Origin of the sequence: uncultured Pseudokineococcus sp., from assembly GCF_947495735.1 — a bacterium.
GTDB lineage: Bacteria > Actinomycetota > Actinomycetes > Actinomycetales > Quadrisphaeraceae > Pseudokineococcus.
On sequence record NZ_CANMAA010000010.1, the window covers coordinates 105153 to 128814 of the forward strand.

Genomic DNA, 23662 nt, shown 5'->3' on the forward strand with positions numbered 1-23662 from the left:
CGTGGCCATGGAGATCGCTGACACACTGCGGTGCCCCGGGTGTGGGCGGCGCACACCCCGCCGGCGGAGGTGGAGGAGTGCTGGACGACGCCACGACGCCGCCCGGCAGCTTCGGGGTGCCGACGTCGGAGGCGCTGCTGCGCGCCGTCCACGACTCGGCGACCGACCTCGCCAGCGTGCGCGACCGCGGCCTGATCCTGCAGGCCCTCGTGCGCCGCACCCGCGCCCTGCTCGGCGCGGACATGGCCTACCTGTCCCTCAACGACCTCGAGGCGGGCGAGACCTGGATCCACGTCACCGACGGCGTGCGCACCCGCGCCTACGCCGAGATCCGGATGCCGCTGGGCACCGGCATCCTCGGGGCGGTGGCCGCCGGCGGCACGTCGGTGCACACCGACGACTACCTCGCCGACGCCGACCTCAACCACCTCACCGACATCGACGCCGTCGTGGCCGACGAGGGGGTGCGCGCCATCAGCGGGGAGCCGCTGCGCGTCGACGGGCACCTGGTGGGGGCGCTCCTCGTGGCGCACCGCGCACCGGTGGTCATGCCGCCCGCCGGCGTGGCGGCGCTGCGGCTGCTGGCCCTGCAGGCTGCCGTCGCCCTGGAGCAGACGCGGCGCGCCGGCGAGATCGCCGACCTGCGCACCGCCGCCCACGAGTTCTGCGACGCGGCTGCCCGCGGGGCGCGGGAGGCCGCCGACGCCGCAGCGCTGCTGGCCCTGGATGCTCGCCTGCTGGCCGCGATCGAGGACGGAGGAGGCTGCCGCGCCGTCCTCGAGGAGCTGGCCGCCGAGCTGGCTGTCCCGGTGGCGCTGCTGGACGCCGAGGGCGCGGTGCGGTCGGAGTCGGGCGCGGCACCGCAGCAGGAGAGCGAGCGGCACGTCGGCAGCGAGCACGCCGTCGAGGGAGGACGGGGCTGTCTGGTCACCCCGGCGACCGGCGCACGGGCGGACGCCGTGCTCGCGCGCGGCGCCCTGGCCGTCGGACTGGCGCTGCAGGTCGAGCACGAGCTGGCCGAGGCCGCGGACCGCTCCGCCTCGACCCTGCTCGACGACCTGCTGGACGACTCGCTCGACGGCGGACCCTCCGGTGACCGAGCGGCCCGCCGCGAGGTGGCCGAGGCCCGGGCGCTCACCCACGGGGTCGACCTGCGCGCGCCGGCGTCCTCGCTCGTGGTCCTCGTGCCGGCCGCCGAGCGCCTGCGCAGCGTGGCCGCCCTACGACCGCTGGTCGCCGGCGGCGGGCTCGTCACCGTCCACGCCGGCCACGTGTGCCTGCTGGAGGCCGCCCACCACCGAGCCCCCGCAGACGCGCTGGGCGAGCGCGCCGCGGGGGCGCTGGAGGCAGCCGGCGTCTGCGGCCTCGTGGGCAGCGCCACCGCTGAAGGACGCGGCGCCGGGCCCCTGGCTCGCGCGCACGCCGAAGCCGCGCAGGCCGCCCGCGCCGCCCAGGTGCTGGGCTGGCGCCGAGGCCATGTCGACCGCGCACGCCTGGGGATCGCCGGGCTCCTGCTCGGGGGCCACAACGAGCAGGTGGTGGACGCGCTCGTGGAGCAGGAGCTGGGGCCGGCGCTCGCCTACGACGCCGCGCACGGAACGCAGCTGGTCGAGACCGCCACCGCCGTCCTCGAGGAGGGCTCGCGGGCCGCCGCGGCGGCCCGGCTGTTCGTGCACGTCAACACGGTGCGGCAGCGGGCCGAGCGTCTCGGGGACCTCCTCGGGACGGGCTGGGACGTCCCCCCGCGGAGCCTCGACGTGCACGCCGCGATGAGGCTGCAGGCGCTGAGGTCGTCGAGAGGTGCGCGGCCGCAGCGGTAGCCGCCCGTCACCGCCAACGCGCGATCCAGGCGTCGACGCGCTTAAAGGGGCGAGGCCGTCCAGCAGCCACTCGAGCTACGTGCGCATCGACTGGCGACAACGCGCCGTCACCGAACTGACCAGACCGTAAGGTCCCGGGCAGAGGCGGGCGACGTCCGTCGATCCGTGCTCCGGGGGGACGCGATGCAGATGCCGTCAGGTTCGACAGCAGCCGACGACGCCACGACGACTGGTCGGAACCCGACCAGCCCCCCGTCAACTGCAGGGGGCCCGGGCTCACCGACCGACGGCGGCCCGACGGCGGCGCCCATCGCCGAGGACCTGCTCGAGTCCGACGTCGACGATGACGAGCTCGCCCGGGAGCAGGTCGAGCGCGAGCGCGACCGACTCCGGCAGTTCGTCACCAACCTCGACACGGACGACATCAAGTCCGGCGGCTGGTTCACCAAGCTCGTCGCGCAGGCTCTGGGCTCCTACACCGACAAGGTCGACTGGGAGTACTTCCAGGAGCGGTACAAGGGCGTCCCTGCAGACGCCGTCGTCGACCAGCGGATCAAGATGGCGGCCCGGTACGCCGCGCTCGAGGGCGGACTCTCTGCCGGGGCGTACTCGGCAGCGGTCGTCGCGACCATCGGGAGTCTGGGAGGGGCCTCGCCGCTGACGGTCCCGGCCGCCGTCACGACCATGTTGGTCGACGTCACGTTCACCACCCAGCTGCAGCTCCGGCTGGCGCACGACGTCGCGGTCCTCTACCGCGTCCCGATCGACACGTCCGACCCCGAGGACATGTGGAAGCTCATCCGGGTGGCCTTCACCATCAAGGGCGGTGGAGCGATCAGCGACGGCGCGGCGAAGGCGGTCCCTGCCGTCGTGCGGCCCCTCATCAAGCGCTTCTACTCGGGGACCACCCTGCAAGCCGCCAAGGGGCTCCCTGTCGTCGGCAAGTACCTCCTCCAGCGGAACGCCATCAAGATCGGCATTCCGCTCGTCGGCGTCCCTCTCGCGGCGGTGCTTAACCGCTACACGACGCTCGTCGCCGGACGGCACGCCCAAGGCGTCTTCCGCAACGAGGCGCGGGTCATCGAGGTCGCCGAGCGCTTGACCGAGAAGAGCCGGCACCCGCAGCTCCTGCTGTGGATCGCGTGGCTCGTCGTCAAGGCGGACAGCAAGATCTCGGACGACGAGGCCCTGCTCATGCGGCACCTGGTGCAGATTGTCGAGGCCAGGCACCAAGTAGTGGACGAGGCGCTCGCGCGTCTCGTCGACGTCGATGCCGCCGAGGTGTGGGCGCGCGTCGAAGCCGAGCCCGGGAATCTGCAGGACATCGTCGATGCGGCGACCCAGGTGGCCGAGATCGACGGAGCCGTCAACGCACGGGAGCGGGCCGTGCTCTCCGAGCTCCAGGAGCGGTGTGTCCGTGCTCGCCGATGAGATCGCCGACCGCTGGCCCCGCCTCTTCCACATGGCCGAGCGAACTCGTGGCCGTCGATCCAGCAGTACGGCCTGCTGTCGACGCAGGCGCTGTGCGACCTCTACGGCGTCAGGCAGCCGCAGCGCGACGAGCTGCTCGCCCGCAAGCGACCGCAGTCGGTCCAGATAGCCCACCCCGAGCACGGGACGGCGTGGATCCGGGATAACAAGCCGATCAACGAGACCGTGCTGCGGCGCACGCTCGTCGGGATGGGCGAGGACGAGTGGTACCGGACGCTCAACAGCCGCGTCTTCTTCTGGCTCACCGAGGAGCGGCTCGACAAGCTGCACGCCGCCTACCGCGGGCGCCAGCACGACCTGCTCGTCATCGACACGGCGAGGTTGCTCGCCGCCCACGGCGGCGAGGTCGAGCTCTGCCCGCTCAACAGCGGCGCCGTCCACGCCGGCGCAGTGGTCACACGCGGCGCCGGCACCTTCCGGCGGCTCGCCGACTACCCGTGGCAGGAGCGCCGACGCATCGCGCGGCGCGAGCCGGTCGTCGAGCTGACCGTCCCCTACGCCGTCCGGGACATCGCCGATCTCGTCGAGGACGTCCAGGCGCTCTGACCTAAGACGGCTGTAGTTTCGCGCCGGGTCAACCAGGGTGACGCCCGTTGAGCGCGTTCTCAAGACGCGAAAGCGGCGCCAGCGGCATGATGCTCGCATCGGAATGCGCGAAGGGATGAGCATGACTCCAGCAGCACAGGTCTCCCAGGTCGACAGCACGGCATCCACGCCTTACACGAGGACGACGATGGCTGAACAGGGCTTGTTCGAAGTCCAGCATCTGGAGCGATGGGTCGTCGACCACCCAGAGATCCTCGGCGCAAACGTCAAAGTCGTGAGCCAGCAGTACTCAACATGGGCCACCTCGACGGGGAAGATGGCCGCGGAACGGCTTGACATACTCGCCCTCGACGCGTCGGGACAACTCGTCGTCGTCGAGCTCAAGCGCGATGGGGATAAACGGGTGCACCTCCAGGCGCTTACTTACGCGGCGCTCGTGGCAGGCTTCACCAAGGGGACACTGGCCGAAGCCCACGCTCTCCACCTGTCGAAGACGTCCGGCGCGGCCGTGAGCACCGAACTTGCCCTCGGCTACCTCGAGGACCACGTCGAAGGCGGCTGGGACGACGACTTGCTCACCAGGCCCAAGGTGGTGCTCATCGCCGAGCGATTCCCGCTCCAAGTCATGACAACCGTCAGGTGGCTCGCCGAACTGAGCCCCAGCCTTTCGATCGAGTGCATCGAGCTGACCCTCTTCTCCGCACCGGGCGAGAGCGCCCCTCTCTGCGCAACCTTTCAAACCATCTTCCCCATCGACGACCTCACGGATCGCATCTTGAGCCCGACGAGCGCCGTTACCAGCGACGTGGTCAGCGTGGAGATTGCAAAGAGGAAGCGCCGTCAGCGCTCGGTGCAAGTGATCGTCGAGCACAAGCTCGTACCGACAGCAGCGCGCCTCTCGCTCTCGTTGGAGACACTCCTCAGACCAGACGTTGTCGCGAAGGTCAACGCATGGATGGGCGAAGACCCCGCCCGTTCGGTGGTGACGTGGCGTCAGGACGCCACGCGCCCCCTCCACTGGGCCGCGGAGCCCGATGTGCCCGGCTGGTCCGCCACCAAGTTGGCGCAGCACATCATCGAGCAAGCCACCGAGACTGCTTCTCGACCACTGTCTGGCCCGGACGCATGGATGTATGGGGACAACAACCTCTACGGCATTGCAGAGGAGCACTTGAGCAGCGAGGCCAGCGAGGGTCTTTGACTCTGGGGCGTGCATCTCGCATCAACGTGGGCACGGGGCGGTCGTTCCGTGGCCGAGGTGATGTCGGCGTGCCGAGCCATCTCGTTCGACCCGCGCTGCCAGAAGCGTCCAGGTCGTACCTCGACTGTCGCGCCCGGGCACCGGGTCCTCCAGCTGGTAGGCACCCCGTGCCCGTGCTCCCGGTGAAGACGTGGCGTCGTCAACAGCCCTACGAGCCGGCGTCCTGGGTGGTAGACCCACGGGCATGGCCACCGAGACCGCCGACGTCGACCGCCTCCTCGCCCACGTCGAGGCGACGCTGCCGCGGGAGGGGTGGACCGAGTGGCCCGGCGGGTGGAAGGGCCAGTCGGAGCTGGCCCTCCTCGACGCCGTTTTCAGCATCAGCGCCCGGTACGGCGCCGAGGACACAGGTGTTCGTAGCGTCGTGAAGGCCTACCGCGACCGCGACGGCGCGCCAGGAGTCGACGACCTCAGGACGCTCGCCGGTTTCGACCCGCAGGCGCTGGTCGACCTCTTGCAGAACAGGCAGCAGGTCTCGGGCCGGCTGAAGGCCGAGGCCGTCGTCGAGGCCGCCCGCAAGCTCGTCGCGGCGGGCGGCACGTCGAGCGAGACCGTCGACGCCGAGCAGCACCGCCAGGCGTACACGAGCGTGCACGGCCTCGGGAAGCAGACGTGGAACTACTTCTGCATGCTGCTCGGCCGCCCGCAGGTCAAGGCCGACCGCATGGTCGTCCGCTTCGTCGAGCAGGCGCTCGACCGCACCCCGACCCCCGACGAGGCCAACCGCCTGGTCCACGCCGTCGCCGAGCGACTGGTCGTCCCGCCCACCGACCTCGACCACGCCATCTGGAGCGCGACGCGAGTCGCCTCGCGCGAGGAGGACACCTGAGCCAGACAGTGCCCTCGGGCGCTCACACGCGCTGGGCCGCGTCCACGAGGTAGGGCATCAGCGCGGCGAGTTCTCGGACGACGTCGTCGAGCGACAGGTCGACGCCCAGGACGAAGGTCGCTCCAAAGAGGCAGTAGCCGAAGCCTCCGTGGCACCGGGCCCCTTGCCGAGGTGCGGTGGCCCGCCCCCGGTGACCATCCGTTCCCACCCCCGCCGCCGCTGACGGTCCTCGCGGGGCCGGGCCGGTTCGACGTCCCAGTCGTCCCGCGCGGCGGCCAGCAGCGGCCACAGGTCCCAGAGGTGAGCCCAGTCGTAGGTCTCTCCGTCCGCGACGTCGTCCTGGCGAAGGCCGACGAGCACGAGCAGACCGTCCGGTGAGGCGGGCCCGGCGGCCCTTGCCCCCGTGCGGCCCGCCGACGAGCGGGCCCCGGCCTGCAGGACGACCGACGACCCGTTGCGCGCTGTCGGCGCCTCCAAGCAGAGGACGTCGCGGAGCCCGTAGAACGGCTGCACCACCACATCCAGCCCGGTTGCTGTCCAGATGCCCGATGCGACCCAGGACATCCGGGCCGTCGCCGCTGCCGCCACGTCCTCGCCGTCCCGCACGCCACCCCACCGCGTCGCCGCGCTCAGCCGCGGGACGCGCCTGGCGTGCTCGAGCCAGGCGCGGGCCGTGGCCGAGACCCACTCGTGAGCGCTGCCGGCGTGGAGAGCCAGCAGGTCCTCCCACATGACGACGCGCCAGGACGGCGGCGCCGACCCGAGCGCGAGGTATCGAGAGCGCAGGAGCACATGGGCCTGCGTTCCAGGTGTTGCGGTGGCGACCCGGTCCAGCCGTCGCTCGTCGGGGGCCACGAGCATCGACGAGGTCAGCACGGTCGTCGTCCCGTTCGCCGCCGCGACGACCAGGCCTGCCTGCCACACGCCGGTCAGCTGGTCGTCGCGGTGCACGCTGACGGTCGGCGTCGGGGCGGGGAGCTGGCACGCAGTCACCAGCGGCCCGGTGTCCGTCTCGACGAGGGCGGCGAGCGCACCGAGCCGACGCACGTCACCGGAGCGGGTGGCAGGAGGTGGCCGACGCCTACCGGCACTTGCGTGTGGTCCTCCCCGCCGCGCCACCCGTTCACCTCGCGCACAGATCCAGCGGAGCAGCGCCGTCCGACAACGGGGCTCCGGCGACCACCGATGCGGCGGGGACCACCCATCCCGGGCATGGGACGGCGGGGATCCGAGACACCAAGCCGATCCACGAGAGCGTGCCGCGTCGCGCGCTCGTCGGCATGGACGGGGGAGTCCGTACCGGACGCTCAGCAGCCGCGTCTCCTTCTGGCTCATCGAGAAGCGGCTCACCACGCTGCACGCCCCCGCGCTCCAGAGGATCGCGCGGAGGTCGACAGCCACCCGCGTCGGCAGCACCCCGTAGCGTCGGCTACGTGGCGCACGCGTCGGTCCGGGACGTCTCGGCGTGGGAGGTGGCCGGCTTCGAAGCCATGGGCAGCAGCGGCAACACCTGGCTGAGAGACGCGGCCGACGAGCGCTGGTTGTTCAAGCCGAACCGCGTGCACGAGAACGGCCACGAGGAGGGCGAGGACTGGGCCGAGGCGCTCGCCTGCTCGGTCGCCCGGCTGCTGGGTGTGCCTGCCGCTCATGCCGAGGTGGCGTCGCGCGACGGTCGGCGCGGCGCCGTCTCGCGAGACATCGTCACGGCGATGCGGCGTCGCGAGGGCTGGGAGTTGCACGCGGGGCTCGTGCTGCTGGGCGGGTCCGTGGACCGTGAAGCGCCGAAGGAAGTCCGTCATGCCGCACACACCCTCGACGCCGTGCTGGCCGTCCTGCACGATGTCGCGCCTCCCGACGAGGTGAGCGGCACGAGCGCCGGAGACGTCTTCGCGGGCTACCTGCTGCTCGACGCCCTCATCAGCAACCAGGACAGGCACGAGGAGAACTGGGCCGTCCTCGCCCGCCCGTCCGGCGAGCTCGTCCTGGCGCCGACGTACGACCATGGTGCGTCCATGGGCTTCCAGCTCACCGACGGCAAACGCCTGGAGATCCTGACCGGACGGGGCGTCGAGTCCTACGTGCGTCGCGCGAGGGCATCGAAGATGGGAGACGGCAAGGCGCGTCTTCTCGACGTGGTGAGGCAGGCGCTGGAGCGGTGCGGCGCTGCTGCCTCGGAGCAGTGGGTCGGCCGACTGGGCGACATCTCGGAGGATGATCTCGCCGCAGCGGTCGACGGCACGCCGGCGATGTCGGACCCTGCTCGTACGTTCAGCCATGCACTGTTGACCGCGAACCGGAGGAGGTTGCTCGATGCGCACGGTTGAGCACGTCACCACGGCCAACCGCGGTAGCACCCACGACGTCACACGTCTGCTCGTGACGCGACAGGACCCGACCAGCATGTACCGGCCGCTCGGCTTCCTGGAGGCGCACGCCGACGTCGATGGGGTCGAGTACACGTTCGCCTACCTCCGGCGAGCTGTTGCAGCACCGGGCTTCCGCCCTCTCGTCGGTATGCCGCAGGTGCGCCGGTACGTCTCCCGCGGGCTGTTCCCTCTCTTCGCCGAGCGGCTGATGGACCCGAGGCGCCCCGACCGCGCGGACTACCTCGCCGCCCTCGACCTGGGGCCGGACGCCTCTCCGCTCCTTGTGCTCAGCCGCTCGGGAGGTCACCGCGCGGGTGATGCGGTGGAGCTCAGCCCGGTTCCGTCAGCTGATGCCGACGGACGCTCGTCGTGCGTCTTCCTCGTTCATGGCATCCGTCACATGCCGGGCAGCGACGCCGCCCTCGACTCCCTGGAGGAGGGCGACGAGCTGGCGCTGATGCCGCAGCCGGAGAACAGGCACAACGCCAGGGCCCTGCTGGTGAGCGCGCGAGACAGCGCTCCGGTGGGGTGGGTGCCCGACGTCCTGCTCGACTACGTGCACGGTCTTGCTCAGCCGGTGGTGCGCGTAGTCCGTGTCAACGGACCCGACGTCGGGTCACGTCTGCGACTGCTCGTCCGCGTCGACGGTGGCGCGGTGGCCGGATGGGCGCCGTTCTCAGGACCGGACTGGGACGTCGTCGACGGCTGAGCACTACGTGACGAGCGCGAGGCAGCAGCCCCGCCGCGGAGCCCTCGACCTGAGGTCGTCCGTCTGCCGACGCGTGCGGGCGCCGCGCTGAGAAGCACGCGCGTGGCGGCGCCTCTATGCCTCCTGTCCATGGATCTATGGCGAGTGTCATAAATCTATGGACTGGAGGCGGTAAGACCTCTCCGAGACTGTCGGCGCACGGGTGGCCGCGGACGATGTGCGGCGAGATTGCGGCGCCCGCGAGCACCGCGCTCTAAGGTCCAGCGACAGAGGCGGACTGCGATCGCCTCTCCACGGGGGAGGAAGCACATGCAAGAGCCTTCAGCGCCGACGAGCGGAGACGATGCCGCGGGCCACGGTCCGGACGGCGGCGACGACTCGACGGTGTTCGTCCCTCCGACTCCTTCAGCCGAGGGCGACGCGGCGGAGCCGTCGACGGTCCTCGCGGAGATCCTCCCCGGCATCGCGGTCGTCTTCGGTGACGTGCCGGCGGGCCTGGACCTGGTCGACTTCGGGCTCGTGCCGACCGACGACCGGGCGAGGATCTCCACGGCCCTTGCTTCCACCGGCATCGCGGCGACAGCGGGCGGCAACGTCGGGACGGCGATAGCCAACGCGCAGGGCCTGTACAGACTCGACGACGCCACGCGAGCCGCCATCGACGCCGGCGCAAAACTCGCCACTAAGGACGGCGCGAAACTCGGAACGCTGATCACCCGTGGGGGCCTCAAGCAGGCACGCTTCGTGCCCGCTGCGGTGGCGAGCCCAGCAATGGCGGCAGCCGCCATTGGTCCAGCGTTGGCCATGGCCGCTCTTCAGATGAAGCTGAGCGAGATCAGCAGCCTCGTCAGCACCAACATCGCCCTGGCGACACAGGTGCTCACCACCATCCGCCGCGAGCAGTGGGCCGAGCTACTGGGCCTTGTCGCGTCCATCGACGGCGTCGTCGCCCAGGCGAGGGAGGTCGGCGCCGTTCCAGAGTCGCTCTGGGACAGCATCGCGGGCAGCGAGGCGCCGCTGCGCAAGCAGCTCGGCCTCTACCGCGAGAACGTCGTCGAGCACGTCCGGCAGCTCGACCGGCGGGACGCGCAGGACCGTCGCCAGTACCTCGAGACGAACGCCGAGGCGATCGTCTTCGACGCCAACGCCCTGCTGTCGTCCCTCAAGGGGTGGACTGGGTACCAGGCGCTGCGTGCCGGTCGCGCGAGGACCGCCGGCGCCGACGACCCGGCGGAGGCGCGTCTCGTCGACGTCATCACCCGGGACGCCCAGCAGGAGCTCGCCTCAGGCCTGGCCACGACGACGACGCTCGTCGACTCGCTGACGCGTGCGCTGCAGATCATCGCCGAGCTGCCCGGACGCGCCGGCATGCCGCTGACGCAGAAGCGCAAGGACGCCAAGGCGGTCCGGCTGACCTGCGGCCAGCTGCTGGACGCGGTCCGGCCGCTCGCTGACGCCCTGCGCCCGCAGGCGCCCGCACCGCAGGAGCCGGACGTCATATGCGCCCCGGCCGACCTGGACCACGAGCCCTACCTCCGCGTGCTGCGCTGGCTGCTCGAGGACGGCGAGAACGTCCGATGCCTCGCCTTCCCCTTCCGCCTCGACGAGCTCGCCAAGGGTGCCGCCCTGCTCGGGCGGCTGGACCCCGAGAAGTGGGCCGCGGTCGTCGCCGTCACGGACCGGCGGATCATCACGGCCAGGCCGGGGGATCTGCGCGAGCACGGCAAGGTCGCGAGCAGCGTCCCGCTCGACCTTCTGCGCTACGTCCGTGCCGCCACCGGGGAGGGCGCCGGCGGTCGGGCCCGCATCGATGTCATCACCCGCGACGAGAACGTCCGCTGGACGTTCCACCCCGAAACCGTGGACGAGCAGGTCGGCGCGCTCGCCGCGTTGCTCGCCGAGTCGATGCGGATTCCCGACGCGGAGCGCGCTGAGCTTCGCCAGCGCGGCGAGCCCATCCTGGGGGCAACGGCGCGCGCCCTCATCGGGAAGACACCAGCCGAGCTGACTGGAGCAGCCACATGAGACGGGAAGTACCGACTGTGTATGGGCCTACGGCTGCGCCTGCCGTCCGAAGCAGCCACTCCTCGTGAGCAACGTCCGGGGTGGCTTGTCGTGGCAGCAGTCCCTCGCGCTAGGTGTCGGAGAGCAGCTCGAACTTGGTGACGGCGAGGCGGGTGCGGTTTCCCTCCAGCCAGGCGCTGACGAGGAGGCCTACCTGCATCTGTCGGACGAGGACGAGGACGAGGACGAGGACGAGGACGAGGACGAGGACGAGGACGAGGACGAGGACGAGGACGAGGACGAGAGTGACACGGGCTGGACTGACGTCGAGGACCTGGCGCGCGAGTGGTCGAACCTCTGGGTGAACGGCTCAGAGGTCGCCTGGCTCCGGTACGCCTGGGGGGCCCTGCACCGCAGAGGCTTGGTCCAGTTCGAGGATTCACTCGGCAGGGCTGCGTCCATTGCCCGGCTCCTCGCGCTGGTGACCCTTTACCGCGTCTTCCAGGCCCACGCCCATGAGACGGAGCACGTCGACGAGTGGCACGACGACGGTCACGAGCTGACCGGGACCTACCCGATGGTGGGCGCCTTCTCCTGGGGCGTGCTGGCAGCAGGTGCCCGCCTCGACGTCGATGTCGAGGAAGATGAGGAGCTCCCGCGCCACTTCAGTCACGAGTTGATCCGCCACTACGCACCCGAGGTCGCGACGGCCCTCACCACGGAGCTCGGTGAGAACTTCCTCTTCGCGTCCCTCTGGGCCTCCAGCGCGTCAGGCGTCCGCTTCCCTCTCAGCGACCGGCGATACCACGAGGCAGTCAACGAGGACGCCGAGGAGAAGTACGCCGCCTACTCCTGGCTGTCCGACGGCATGCCCCTGTGACGGACTTCGGACGCGCTCCGAGAAGCGGGCATGTAGAGGCTAGGCGCGAGGGCGTCTTCGTCGGCCTGTCGAAGCACCCCGCCTGCGGTGAGGGCAGGCAGCGATGAGGGTCCACGACGGCGCGGTCCTCCTCAGCGCCGGGGACGTCGTCGAGCACCTGGCCTGCACGCACCGCACGGTGACGGCGCTGCGCGCCGCGCACGGCGTCGTCCCACGACAAGACGACTCCTCCACCGCGGTGTCCGTCCGTGGCACGGAGCACGAGCGCGAGGTGAAGGCCCGCCTCATCGCTGACACGCCGTCGCACGTCGACCTGAGCGGCCCCACCCGCGACCTCGACGCCTGGCGTTCGCTCGCTATGGCGACGGTCACCCACCTTCGGCGCCAGTCCGACCGCGGGGCCATCGGCGCCGTCGTCGAGCAGGGAGCCGTGCTCGACGAGGCCGGGAGCGTGGCCCTGGTCGGCCGGCCCGACTTCCTCGTCCTCACCGAGTCGGGCTGGCGGGTCGAGGACGCGAAGCTCGCCCGATCGGTCCGGCCGGGAGCGCTGCTGCAGCTGGCGCTGTACCGGACCGCCCTCGATCGCAGGGGCGTCCCGATGCACGACGACGTCCGGCTCCACCTCGGCGACGGCCGGCACGAGGACGTGCCCGCGCGCAGCGTCGACGCCTGGGCGCAGCACGCCGCGGAGCGGACCACTGCGTTCGTCCGGGACCTGCCCGCCCGCGGCGGCCTCGCGCCCGACTTCGTCGAGCCCATCGCCTGGTGCACCGAATGCGGCAGCGGCACGCCATGCGCCGACCAGCGGGAGCAGACGGACCACCTCTCCCTCGTCGCCGGGCTGCGTCGTCAGCAGGCGGCGCACCTGCGGGCCGCGGGCATCACGACGCTGGACCAGCTGGCGACGTCGACCACCGCAGTCCCCCGGCTCTCCGACGCCACGCTTGCCGGGCTGAGGCGGCAGGCACAGCTGCAGGCCCTCGCGCGGCGATCCACTCAGGACGACCCACTGGTCGAGGTCCTCCCCCACCCGGCGCGGCTCACCGCGGCCGAGCTGCGGCCAGGTCTCTGGCTGCTCCCGGAGCCGGACGACGGTGACGTCTTCTTCGACATGGAAGGCGACCCGCTCTACGTCGACGGCATCGGCGGTGCGCGGACGCACGGCCTGGAGTACCTCTTCGGCGCCGTCCACGACGACACCTTCACGGCCTTCTGGGGCGTCGAACGTCGCGCCGAGGGCACGGCGTTCAGGGACTTCGTCGACTGGGTCGAGCGGCGACGGCGCACCCACCCCGGACTGCACATCTACCACTACGCCCCCTACGAGCGGACGGCGCTGGCCCGCCTCGCGCAGACGCACGGCACGCGCAAGGAGATCGTCGACGCGTGGCTGCGCGAGGGGCTGCTCGTGGACCTGTACGCCGCCGTCCGCCGGGGTCTTCGCGCCGGCGTGCCGTCGTACAGCCTTAAGAAGATCGAGGCGCTGTACGGCGTCGACCACAAGTCTCTGGGTGACAAGGTCTCCACCGCGGCCGACAGCATCGACGCCTTCGAGCAGTGGCTGGTCAGCGGCGAGCAGTCCGTGCTCGACGAGATCGAGCAGTACAACCGCCTCGACTGCGAGTCGACCCGAGGGCTGCGCGACTACCTGCTGCGTCTGCGCGACGAGGCGGTCGGCGACGGCCGCCTCGTCCAGCCGGTCGTCGAGCCACCCCTGGTGGTCACGGACGAGGCCGACGCGGCAGACGACGCCGAGCCCTCCGCAAAGGATGAATTGCGACGCCGCTGCAGCGAGCTCGCGACCCAGCTGCTCGACGGCGCCGACGTCGCCCAGGTCTCTGAGGACCCGGAGTCGGAGGCGCGCCGCCTGCTCGCCGGACTGCTCGGGTACCACGCCGACGAGGAACGGGTGGCGTGGCAGGAGGTCTTCCGCGCTGCGGAGACCGCCGCCGCCGACCCGGACGCCGTCGTAGAGGACAGCCGGCTGCTCGGCGGCCTCGAGGTCATCGGCGAGGACGACGGCGCGTGGGTAGTTCGGGCGCCGCTGCAGGAGCACCGCATCGGCACCGGGAAAGTCAACGTCCTCGCAGGCGGACAGCTGGTCTTCGGGAGCGTCCGCTCCGTCGAGGAGACGGCCGACGGCGTCGAGCTGCGCCTGGGCGTCAAGGACGAGCAGCTGGCCCGCGCAGGGTGGACGGGTGGGCTGCCGCACCCTGACGCCCTCGACTCGACCAGCCCTGTCGCGACCGACGCACTCGTGCGGTCCCTCGTCGAGACCGCCGAGGGCGTCCTTGCGTACGGCCCGACGGCGCCCTCGTCGCGGCCGGCTGGGCGCAGCCTGCTCCTGCGGCGCCCGCGGCTGGACGGCGCACCCCTCTCGCCGGCGCAGACGGACGAGGACGACGTCGCGCACGCCGTCCGACTCGTCCGGGACGGGCACGTCGACGTGCTGGCGGTGCAGGGACCGCCCGGTGCAGGGAAGAGCTACCTCGGCAGTCACCTGATCGCTGCGCTCGTGGCGGGTGAGACACCGCTCAAGGTCGGCGTCACGGCCGGCTCCCACGAGATCGTGCTCGGGTTGCTGCGGTCGGTGCATGCCCTCCTTCCCGATACGACGACCTACCACTACGACAGCCAAGCGCCCTCCGGGGCGAAGGCCACCGAGAAGTGGAAGCGCCTATGTGAGGACGACTGCGCGTCACCGCTGCGTGTGACCAAACGGCGGGACGGCTGGGCCGAGGCACAAATCGTCGGCGGGACGGCGTGGGCCTTCTCGCACGACGACGCACCCGAGCTGGACGTCCTCGTCGTCGACGAGGCCGGGCAGATGGGTCTCGCCGACGTGCTCGCCGCGGCCCGCCGGGCACGAGTCCTCGTGCTGCTGGGCGACCCGCAGCAGCTGCCCAAGCCCCAGCGCGCCACGCACCCGCCGGGTGTCGGCGTCAGCGCGCTGGAGCACCTAGCCGGCGGCCACGCGACCATGCCGCCCGCGGTCGGCCTGTTCCTCGCCGCGACGCGGCGGATGCACCCGGACGTCACCGGCTACATCTCGGACATCGCCTACGACGGTCGCCTCACCGCCCACGCGAGCACCCACGGCCAGCGCGTGCTGCCGCTGCCCGGGCGCCGAGAGGAGCTGTCGGAGACAGGCCTGCGATGGATGCCGGTGCACCACAGCGGCTGCTCGCAGAGCAGCGCCGAGGAGACGGACGCCGTTCTGGGCGTCGTTCGCGACCTCGTCGGGCGCCGCTGGATCGGGCCCGACGGTGAGCAGGCGCTCGAGGAGACGGACGTCCTCGTCGTCAGCCCGTACAACGCGCAGGTCGCCAGGCTCCGCGCAGCGCTGGACGCCGCCGGGCTGCGCGCCGTCGCCGCCGGCACCGTCGACAAGTTCCAGGGCAAGGAGGCCGCGGCCGTCGTCTACTCGACCGCAGCCTCGGACGGCGAGACCGCGCCGCGCGGCGCCGGCTTCGTCGCCGACGTCCACCGTGTCAACGTGGCGATCTCCCGCGCGCGATGTCTTGCGGTCCTCGTCGGCAGCCCGCGTCTACTCGACGCACGGGTGACGACGACGGGGTCGATTCGGCCGCTCGACGTTCTGTGCCGGTTAGTGGCGAGGGCTCGTCAGGCGTGAGTCAGGGCGCTTCGCAGCGGGCCGCCCGTCCGGCGACGCCTCGGCGAATGACGCCACGGGCGCGTCGGGGAGCGGCAGAGCCGTCCGAGCGACGGCGACGCGAGCAGTTCACTACGTCAGCGCCGGCGTGTAGCGTCAAGGTGGTGCCGATGACCTGCACGCTGACTGACTACCAGGCGAAGTACTACGCCCACGAGCTGCAGCGCAATTACGCGAACGATCACGTCGGCAAGCTCGCCGGCCTCCTGTTCGACGCGCAGGTGGAGCCGAAGCCGCACCAGATCGACGCCGCGCTGTTCGCGTTGCAGACCCCGCTCCTGCCGGGCGTCATCCTCGCTGACGAGGTCGGCCTCGGAAAGACGATCGAAGCGGGCATCGTCATTTCGCAGTACTGGGCGGAGCGCCGTCGGAGCATCCTGATTGTTGCCCCGTCCAGTCTACGGCAGCAGTGGCAGCAGGAGCTGGGCGAGAAGTTCATGATACCGTCCGCCATCCTCGATCCGAAGTCAAAGGACTCGCTGCTCTCACACGTCGGTAGCCGCTCGGCGCAGGTGCTGATCTGCTCCTACGAGTTCGCGCTCCGGCGCGAGACCTCGCTGCTGAAGGCATGGGATCTCGTGGTCGCCGATGAGGCGCATCGCCTGCGGAACTACTGGACAGGTAAGACCAAGGCCGCGGAGGCGGTGGCACACGTCGTGTCTGGCGCGCGCAAGACTGTGCTACTGACGGCGACGCCGCTGCAGAACAAACTCGAGGAATTGTATGGGCTGGTGTCGATCTTCGACCCCGGCTACTTCCATTCGCTCGATGCGTTCCGCGAGCGGTACGTCAACAGCCGTGACCTGCGAGTCGATGACGACCTGGTGGAGCGTGTCGCGACCGTCTCGAAGCGCACGCTACGGCGTGATGCTGAAAAGTACATCCATTTCACCAAGCGCCTGCCGCTGACGGTCGAGTTCACTCCGTCGCCAGACGAGGCGCGGCTCTACGACCTGGTCAACGACTATCTGCATCGTGATCAATTGTTCGCCTTCGCCGGCAGTCAGCGTCACCTCTCCGCCCTAATCATCCGCAAGCGCCTCGGCTCGTCGACCTATGCGGTTGCGAGCACGCTGGAGAACATCGCCAACCGTCTCGCGCATGAGGTCGCGGCCGGACGGCGCCGCGATGGTCGTGGTGGCCTCGTGGCAGCCGACTTCGCGGTCGACGATGAGATCACCAGCGAGGAGCTGGAGGAGGCCGAGGAGATCGAGCGGACTGGCGGTGGCTCCCGGCCCTCATCGTTGCCGCTTGATGAGTCGCTGCTCGAGGCGATGCGCGCTGAGGTTGCCGAGTTGCGCGAGTATGCCGCGCTTGCCCGCTCGACCACGGAGAACCAGAAGGCCATCAAACTCGGTGAAGCGCTCCACCTCGGGTTCGAGCGGCTCCGTGAACTTGGGGCCCCGGATAAAGCGATTATCTTCACTGACTCGACTAAGACGCAGGAGTACATCGCGCGCTCCCTGCGTGAGACCGGCCGCGGCGACGGAGTTGTCCTGTTCAACGGCTCGAACAACGGGCCGGAGCAGACCGCGATCTACCAGGACTGGCTCAAGGCCAATCGGGACGGCGACCTGGTCACCGGCATTGCCGCCGTGGATCGCCGCAAGGCGCTGGTGGACTACTTCCGCGAGCAGGGCACGATCATGATCGCGACCGAGGCCGCAGCGGAGGGCATCAACCTGCAGTTCTGCTCGATGCTCGTCAACTACGACCTGCCCTGGAATCCACAGCGCGTCGAGCAGCGCATCGGCCGCGTGCACCGCTTCGGGCAAAAGCACAACGTCGTCGTCATGAACTTTTCGAACAAGGGAAACATCGCCGAGCAGCGCATCCTTGAACTTTTGACCGATAAGTTCCAGCTGTTCTCCAGCGTCTTCGGCGCGAGCGACGAGGTGCTCGGCGCGATCCAGGATGGGCTGAACTTCGAGAAGGCGATCAGCGATATCCTCAACCGCTGCACAACCGCCGACGAGCTGGATGCCGCATTTCGCGAACTTGAGGGCCAGTACGCGAGCGAGATCTCGCGCGAGATGGCGAGCGCCAAGGCGAAGGTCTTCGACAATCTCGACCCACATGTTCAGGATCGCCTCAAGGCGTGCGACATGCAGTCCGGCGAGGTGCTCAACAAGTTCGAGCGCCTGCTGCTCGCCGTGACCCAACACGAGCTCGACCGGTTCGCCTCCTTCGAGGGCGACGGCCGCACGTTCATGCTGAGCGAGGCGCCGGTCGGGGATGCGCCGACCGGGCGCTACTTCTTCAAGTCGCAGCCGCTCGACAACGCTCACCAGTATCGCTACGCGAGCCCACTGGCCCAGTACGTCGTCGACACGTCGATGGGACATCAGACGCCGGCGCGTGAGCTGACCTTCTCGCTCGGGCGGTCAGACCGCGTCAGTAGAGCGATCCGGGCACTCGAAGACACCAGTGGCGAGCTGACCGTGAACCTCGCGACCTTCCGCATGAAGGCGGGCGATGAGGACGTCTCCGAGTCCTACATGCTGGCTGGCGCCCTGACGGATGAAGGCCAATGGCTCGACGAGGAGTATGTCGCGGACATCCTCGACCTGGCCTGCACGTCGGTCGGAGAGCAACCTGTGACGATCGACGAGTCGCGCTTCACGCCGCGCCTTGATGCACGCCGCGCGGAGTTGGAGAAGGAAGTCCATGGACGGAATTCTCGCTACTACGACCAGCAGGAGGAACTGATCTACCGCAACCAGCAGGACCGAAAGGCCGAACACGAAGGCGCCATCCGCGACTACCGGGCCAAGGAAAAGGAAGCCCGCAAACAGGCCCGGCGGGCCGATGAACCGATGGAGCAGTTACGGCTCAAGAAGGAAGCCCGCAAGTGGGAGCAGCGTTCCGAGGAGGCCGACGAGAACTTTCGGAACACGCGCAAGAAACTTCGCGCAGGGGCCGACAGGTATCTAGAACTAATCGAGCAGTCCCTCCAAGGGACCCAGGAGATCGAGCACCTGTTTACAATTCGCTGGCGGATCACCACATAAACCCCGAGTCATTCACAACCCGACGCAGACTGTTCCTTCATAGGAGAGGTTCACCCGAATGACTGACGAGATCTCCGAAGTGCCATCCGCTACTCCGAACTTTCACAACGAACTGGCAGCGCAGCTTGCCGATCTTATTCCCGAAGCCATCGCCGACGGCAAGGTGGATGTCGAGAAGCTTAAGGAACTACTCGACGGGGATGCAGTCGACGGCAGTGAGCGGTTCGGGCTGTTCTGGCCTGGCAAGAAGCGCGCCCTGCGTGCGGCGCAGGAGCCGACCACGGCGACGCTGAAACCCGACTTCGACAACTCGAAGGACTGGGACAAGACGCAAAATGTTTTTATCGAGGGTGACAACCTCGAGGTGCTTAAGGTTTTACAGAAGCACTACCACGCCAAGATACAACTAATCTATATAGACCCTCCGTACAACACCGGCAAAGATTTCGTCTACCCGGACAACTATAAGGAGGGCCTCGACACCTACCTCGAGTGGACACACCAGGTCAACGAGGAGGGCACAAGGGTTACTACCAACGCCGAGACCGAGGGCCGTTATCACTCCAACTGGCTCAACATGATGTACCCACGCCTCAAGCTTGCGCGGAACCTACTCACCGACGACGGCATCATCTTCATCTCGATCGACGACAATGAACTCGGTAATTTGCTGAAGCTCGCGAACGAAATCTTTGGCGAGGCGAACTTCATCGCCACCTTCAAGTGGAACAAGACGAGTAAGGCGCCCAGCCTGAGTAAGCTAATTCGCAATAAGTACGAGTATGTTGTCTGCTATCGAAAGAAATCTGCATCGATTCTTCGGGGGGTCGATTCCTACAATGTGGCGGCGCCGCTATTCAACTCGGGGAACAGCGCTCGTGTCGTGCAGTTCCCTGCAGCAAGTATTCAATTCAAATTCTCCGATCGAAGTTATCAGGTTGGAACTTTTGGTAAGCCCGGGAAAGAGGTGGAGCTTCTCGATTCACTCACTGTCCGGTCCGGCACCAATGTGGCACCTGTTCGCATTCGAGCGAGGTTCTCATGGTCAGAATCAACTGTCCTCGAGCGGCTCGAAGCCGGCACGGAGGTGTTTTTCAAGACGCCTTCCCTTGCAACCATGTACTACGGCATGGGTGACCGGGTCGACGCCTTCATTGCGCCGTCCGACATCATCAACGACGACGAGGTTGGAGTTAAGCGGAACACGGAGGCCTTCGAAAGTCTCAGAGAGCTTTTCGATGGGGTAGTGGTGTTCGACTACTCGAAGCCGACCTCGCTCCTGCGTTATTTGAGTCGAATGATCCCGTCCGACAGCTTCATCGCGCTCGACTTTTTCGCCGGCTCGGGCACTCTTGGCCATGCCCTCATGGAGTTAAATGCTGAGGATGGTGGGCGTCGGCGGTGTATCCAAGTTCAACTGCCCGAACCCACTGGGAGAGACTCTGCAGCGAGGGCGGTTGGCTTGTTGAGCATCAGTCAGGTAGCGCAGGAGCGACTCAGGCGGGCAGGAAAGCGGGTGCAGGAGGCAATCACACTGGACGTTGATGTGCCGGATGTCGGTTTCCGCTCCTACAGGCTCTCCGATACCAACTTCTCGAAGTGGCGGTCGTCAAGCAATGTCGAGGAGGACGCACTTCAGCAACACTTGCTGAGCCTCCGAGACAGCGCAGCCGACGACGCCACTGCCGATGAACTTCTTACCGAGATTCTTCTGAAGCAGGGCTACTCGCTTACTGAGGCCATCTCGTCCGCCGAGATTAGTGGCCTTGACGTACGAATTGTTCGAGACAGTGATGGAGACGTTGCCGTGCTGGCTTATCTCAACGAGCACGCGAAGCCGACGCTCGAGCAGCTTCGTGAGCTGGTTGATGAGTCTCCGACGCGGATCATCGTGCTGGAGGACGCTTTCCAGGGGGACGATGAGATTAAAACCAATCTGGCCCAGCTCGCGAAGAGCAAGGGCATTGAGATTTGGACGGCGTGATGAACGCATCAGGATTCCAGTTCGACGCCAGTCAGCCGTACCAGCTGGATGCGATCGCGTCCGTTGTCGACCTGTTCGACGGGCAGCCGAAGGATGCGGAGAACTTGGTCACGACGCTGAGTGGTGCGACGGTAGTTTCCGATTCGGACCAGGCGGCGCTCGATATCGACCTCACGCAGGAGGTCGGTGCGGTCGGCAATAGCCTCGTACTCGATCGTGCCTTAATCCTCGCGAACCTGCAGCGTCTGCAGGATCGGAACGGCCTTGAGGTTGCACCGTCGCTTGCGGGTGACGGACTCGACTTCGACATTGAGATGGAGACCGGTACAGGTAAGACCTATGTCTATCTGCGCACGATCTTCGATCTAGCCGTCCGCTACAACTTTACGAAATTCGTGATCCTAGTGCCGAGCGTGGCGATCCGAGAGGGTGTCAGCACGAGCATTCGCCTCATGCGCGAACACTTCGAGAACCTCTACAAGCCGCGGGGCATCACCTTCGATGCCTCGGTCTACAGCGGCAAGAGTGCGGAGGAGGTGCAGTCATTCGCGACGTCGACGAACGTGCAGATCCTGATCATGACCATTGACTCGATCCGCGGTACTGCGAACACCCGTATCATCCACCAGGCTCGCGAGAAGCTGAACGGGTTGCGGCCGATCGACTACCTGAAGGCGACCCACCCAGTCGTCATCATGGACGAGCCGCAGAACATGGAGTCGCAGCTGTCGCAGTCGGCGGTTGGCGAGCTCGACCCTGTATTCACTCTGCGCTACAGCGCGACGCACAAAAAGCAGCGCAACGTCGTCTACCGACTTGACCCGGTCGACGCCCACGACCTCGGTCTGGTGAAGCAGGTCGTTGTGGCGGAGGTGGCCCAGCAGGGCGCGGATGCGACGCCCTACGTCAAGATGATCGGGGTACGGCGCCAGCCGTCGTGGTCCGCCCGCTTGGAGCTGTCCTGCCGCAAGGCTGATGGCTCACTTGAACGGCGGGCCGTGAGCGTGAAGCAGCACCAGGAGCTGTCGGATGCGCGCCTGACAAACAACCCGATCTACGAGGGTTTGCGCATTAACGAGATGAGCATCGAGCCTGCCTACGTCGATCTCACCATGCACGGCTTCCTGTACGAAGGTGAGAGCATCGGCGCCTCGGCCGGCGCGATTTATAAGGAGATGATCCGCGAGACTGTTCGCGAGCATCTACGCAAGGAGTTGATGTTGCGCGCCAAGGGCATCAAGGTGCTCAGCCTCTTCTTCGTCGACAAGGTCGCTAGCTACCTGGGCGACGGTACGAACAACGATGACGCCAGTGGTGACTTCGTGGAGTGGTTCGATGAGGTCTTCGTCGAGGAGCGCGCCAAGTCCGCCCGGTACCAGGAGTTGCTGCCCCAACCGCCGAACGAGCTTCGCCGCGCCTACTTTTCCCAGATCAAGCGCGGGAAGACGACTACCTTTCAGGACTCGTCCGGCACGACCAAGGCCGATGACGACGCCTACGAACTGATCATGCAGCAGAAGGAACGCCTGCTCGACGAGAACGAGGCGGTGCGGTTCATCTTCAGCCACTCTGCCCTGCGCGAGGGTTGGGACAACCCGAACGTGTTTCAAATCTGCACCCTTCGCGAGGTGGGCGCCGAAACTGAGCGTCGCCAGACCCTCGGACGTGGGCTGCGTCTCCCGGTCGCCAAGACTAATGATGGCTACGCCCGTGTCTCCGATCGTGGAGTCGCCACGCTGACCGTGGTGGCGAATGAGTCGTACACGAAGTTCGCGGACGCGCTTCAGCGCGAGTACAAGGACGCGGGCGTCGAGATTGGTCGGGTGCGTCGGGCCGAGTTTTCGAAGATTCCGCTGCAGGACGGAGATGGCGCACTCACCGACGACCAGTTCGGCTACGAACGCTCCGTCCTAGTATGGGAGCACCTCAAGGACAAGAACTTCATCGACAAGGACGGCGCGGTCACCTCTAAGTTCCAGCCGAACCAGTTTGGCTTTGACCTCGGCCTGCCGGTCGACTTCGCATGGGCTGAGTCGATCATCATCGAGCTGGTCGAGCGCGCGAACATCGGCAAGTACGTCAAGCCGGTCAGCAGGCGTCAGCCGCGTGTGCTCAACAAGCAGCTCTACTCGACCCTGGAGTTCGAGGAGTTCTGGGAGAGAATCAGCCAGAAGACCACCTACCGCGTCAGGGTCGGCCGCGACCAGTTGATCGAGAACGCCGTCCGGGCGATCCGCGAGGCGCCGACGATCGACGCGCTACGTATCCGAGTCACCCGCGCCGGAGTCAAGGTGCTGCGGGGCGGCGCAAAGGGTGAAGAACTTGGCACCCGCTCGGCAGACCTTAAGGGCAGCTACGACCTGCCCGACGTCATTACTGAACTACAGGAGGCCACCTCCCTCACCCGCAAGACCATTGTCGACATCCTGATCGGCAGCGGCCGGCTGGGCGAGTTCATCGGCAATCCGAACGACTATATCGCAATGACCAAGCGCGCCCTTCAGAGTGAGCTGGCGAAGATCGTCGTCGATGGCATCCAGTACGAGCGGATCGCAGGTTCGGTCTACGAGTTGCGCGAGTTGCAGCGGGATGGCGAGGAGGAGAAGGAGCGCTTCCTCGATCAAATGTACAAGGTGCAGCACACACATAAGACCGACTTTGACTTCGTCGTCTTCGACTCCGACGTCGAGCGTCAGTTCGCAGAGCTGCTCGACTCTCGCGAGGACATCAAGCTGTTCATGAAGCTGCCCGCCAAGTTCAAGATCGATACCCCGGTCGGCCCGTACAGCCCCGACTGGGCGATCATCAAGCAGGAGGACGGCGAGGAGCGGATCTACATGATCCGCGAGACGAAGAGCACGCTCGACGACTCGAAGCTCCGCCCGACCGAGCTCGCCAAGATCAAGTCCGCCAAGCGCCACTTCGAAGCCATCGGCATCGAGGACTATGCACGAGCAGTGCCGGGAGCGTGGAAGCTATGAGGGCTCTTCGCAGACGAGAGTGCGGCGGTGGGCTGAGAAGGTCTGCGCGTCGGTGGCGGGGTGGAGGGGCTCATCGCAAACGAGTGTGCAGCTTGGGTCTGAAACCG

At 67.8% G+C, this 23662-nt stretch carries 14 protein-coding genes; 13 read left to right on the forward strand and 1 reads right to left on the reverse strand.

The features are described 5' to 3' along the window. Nucleotides 1–77 precede the first annotated feature (77 nt). The 5 genes from Q0848_RS13790 (at nucleotide 78) to Q0848_RS13810 (ending at nucleotide 5947) form a co-directional block, all read left to right on the forward strand. Nucleotides 78–1820 (forward strand): helix-turn-helix domain-containing protein, encoded by a 1743-nt coding sequence (locus tag Q0848_RS13790; protein WP_299038505.1) that lies wholly within the window; start codon nucleotides 78–80, stop codon nucleotides 1818–1820. A gap of 189 nt (nucleotides 1821–2009) precedes the next feature. Next, nucleotides 2010–3251: a hypothetical protein gene (locus Q0848_RS13795; RefSeq protein ID WP_299038507.1), complete on the forward strand. Its 1242-nt coding sequence runs from the start codon at nucleotides 2010–2012 to the stop codon at nucleotides 3249–3251. A gap of 249 nt (nucleotides 3252–3500) precedes the next feature. Beyond that, on the forward strand, nucleotides 3501–3857 hold the full coding sequence (locus tag Q0848_RS13800) for a DUF7002 family protein (RefSeq protein ID WP_299038509.1): 357 nt from the start codon (nucleotides 3501–3503) through the stop codon (nucleotides 3855–3857). A 187-nt stretch (nucleotides 3858–4044) separates the two neighbouring features. Beyond that, nucleotides 4045–5058 carry a hypothetical protein gene (locus Q0848_RS13805; RefSeq protein WP_299038510.1) on the forward strand — a complete coding sequence of 338 codons (1014 nt, stop codon included), beginning with the start codon at nucleotides 4045–4047 and terminating at the stop codon, nucleotides 5056–5058. A 244-nt stretch (nucleotides 5059–5302) separates the two neighbouring features. Then, on the forward strand, nucleotides 5303–5947 hold the full coding sequence (locus Q0848_RS13810; RefSeq protein ID WP_299038512.1) for a hypothetical protein: 645 nt from the start codon (nucleotides 5303–5305) through the stop codon (nucleotides 5945–5947). A 57-nt stretch (nucleotides 5948–6004) separates the two neighbouring features. On the opposite strand, the gene Q0848_RS13815 is transcribed toward Q0848_RS13810, so the two are convergent. Continuing rightward, nucleotides 6005–6994, reverse strand: coding sequence for a hypothetical protein (locus Q0848_RS13815; protein ID WP_299038514.1), 990 nt, complete (start codon nucleotides 6992–6994; stop codon nucleotides 6005–6007). Between the two features lie 386 nt (nucleotides 6995–7380). On the opposite strand from Q0848_RS13815, the gene Q0848_RS13820 reads away from it, so the two are divergent. The 8 genes from Q0848_RS13820 to Q0848_RS13855 all read left to right on the forward strand — a co-directional run bounded on the left by Q0848_RS13820 (nucleotide 7381) and on the right by Q0848_RS13855 (nucleotide 23555). Beyond that, nucleotides 7381–8271, forward strand: coding sequence for a HipA domain-containing protein (locus Q0848_RS13820; RefSeq protein WP_299038516.1), 891 nt, complete (start codon nucleotides 7381–7383; stop codon nucleotides 8269–8271). Continuing rightward, entirely contained in the window at nucleotides 8258–9022 is a 765-nt protein-coding gene (locus Q0848_RS13825; protein WP_299038518.1) for a hypothetical protein, read from the forward strand. Before Q0848_RS13820 ends, Q0848_RS13825 begins: the two co-directional genes overlap by 14 nt. A 309-nt stretch (nucleotides 9023–9331) precedes the next feature. Then, a complete protein-coding gene (locus Q0848_RS13830) occupies nucleotides 9332–11047 on the forward strand; it encodes a hypothetical protein (RefSeq protein ID WP_299038520.1) in 1716 nt (571 codons plus the stop codon). Nucleotides 11048–11111: 64 nt separating this feature from the next. Beyond that, nucleotides 11112–11906, forward strand: a complete 795-nt coding sequence (locus Q0848_RS13835) for a hypothetical protein (RefSeq protein WP_299038522.1) — start codon at nucleotides 11112–11114, stop codon at nucleotides 11904–11906. A 103-nt stretch (nucleotides 11907–12009) separates the two neighbouring features. Continuing rightward, nucleotides 12010–15540, forward strand: a complete 3531-nt coding sequence (locus Q0848_RS13840) for a TM0106 family RecB-like putative nuclease (RefSeq protein ID WP_299038524.1) — start codon at nucleotides 12010–12012, stop codon at nucleotides 15538–15540. Nucleotides 15541–15689: 149 nt separating this feature from the next. Beyond that, a complete protein-coding gene (locus Q0848_RS13845; protein ID WP_299038549.1) occupies nucleotides 15690–18590 on the forward strand; it encodes an SNF2-related protein in 2901 nt (966 codons plus the stop codon). A gap of 58 nt (nucleotides 18591–18648) precedes the next feature. After that, a complete protein-coding gene (locus Q0848_RS13850; protein ID WP_299038526.1) occupies nucleotides 18649–20574 on the forward strand; it encodes a site-specific DNA-methyltransferase in 1926 nt (641 codons plus the stop codon). After that, nucleotides 20574–23555 (forward strand): DEAD/DEAH box helicase family protein, encoded by a 2982-nt coding sequence (locus Q0848_RS13855; protein ID WP_299038551.1) that lies wholly within the window; start codon nucleotides 20574–20576, stop codon nucleotides 23553–23555. Before Q0848_RS13850 ends, Q0848_RS13855 begins: the two co-directional genes overlap by 1 nt. The last annotated feature ends 107 nt before the right edge of the window (nucleotides 23556–23662 follow it).

Excerpts from the sequence above, each read along its gene's own strand:
- Q0848_RS13855 (WP_299038551.1), top strand. The coding sequence starts at position 20,574 with ATGAACGCATCAGGATTCCAGTTCGACGCCAGTCAGCCGTACCAGCTG.
- Q0848_RS13845 (WP_299038549.1), top strand. The coding sequence starts at position 15,690 with ATGACCTGCACGCTGACTGACTACCAGGCGAAGTACTACGCCCACGAG.
- Q0848_RS13795 (WP_299038507.1), top strand. The coding sequence starts at position 2,010 with ATGCCGTCAGGTTCGACAGCAGCCGACGACGCCACGACGACTGGTCGG.
- Q0848_RS13830 (WP_299038520.1), top strand. The coding sequence starts at position 9,332 with ATGCAAGAGCCTTCAGCGCCGACGAGCGGAGACGATGCCGCGGGCCAC.
- Q0848_RS13850 (WP_299038526.1), top strand. The coding sequence starts at position 18,649 with ATGACTGACGAGATCTCCGAAGTGCCATCCGCTACTCCGAACTTTCAC.
- Q0848_RS13810 (WP_299038512.1), top strand. The coding sequence starts at position 5,303 with ATGGCCACCGAGACCGCCGACGTCGACCGCCTCCTCGCCCACGTCGAG.
- Q0848_RS13825 (WP_299038518.1), top strand. The coding sequence starts at position 8,258 with ATGCGCACGGTTGAGCACGTCACCACGGCCAACCGCGGTAGCACCCAC.
- Q0848_RS13800 (WP_299038509.1), top strand. The coding sequence starts at position 3,501 with ATGGGCGAGGACGAGTGGTACCGGACGCTCAACAGCCGCGTCTTCTTC.
- Q0848_RS13840 (WP_299038524.1), top strand. The coding sequence starts at position 12,010 with ATGAGGGTCCACGACGGCGCGGTCCTCCTCAGCGCCGGGGACGTCGTC.
- Q0848_RS13805 (WP_299038510.1), top strand. The coding sequence starts at position 4,045 with ATGGCTGAACAGGGCTTGTTCGAAGTCCAGCATCTGGAGCGATGGGTC.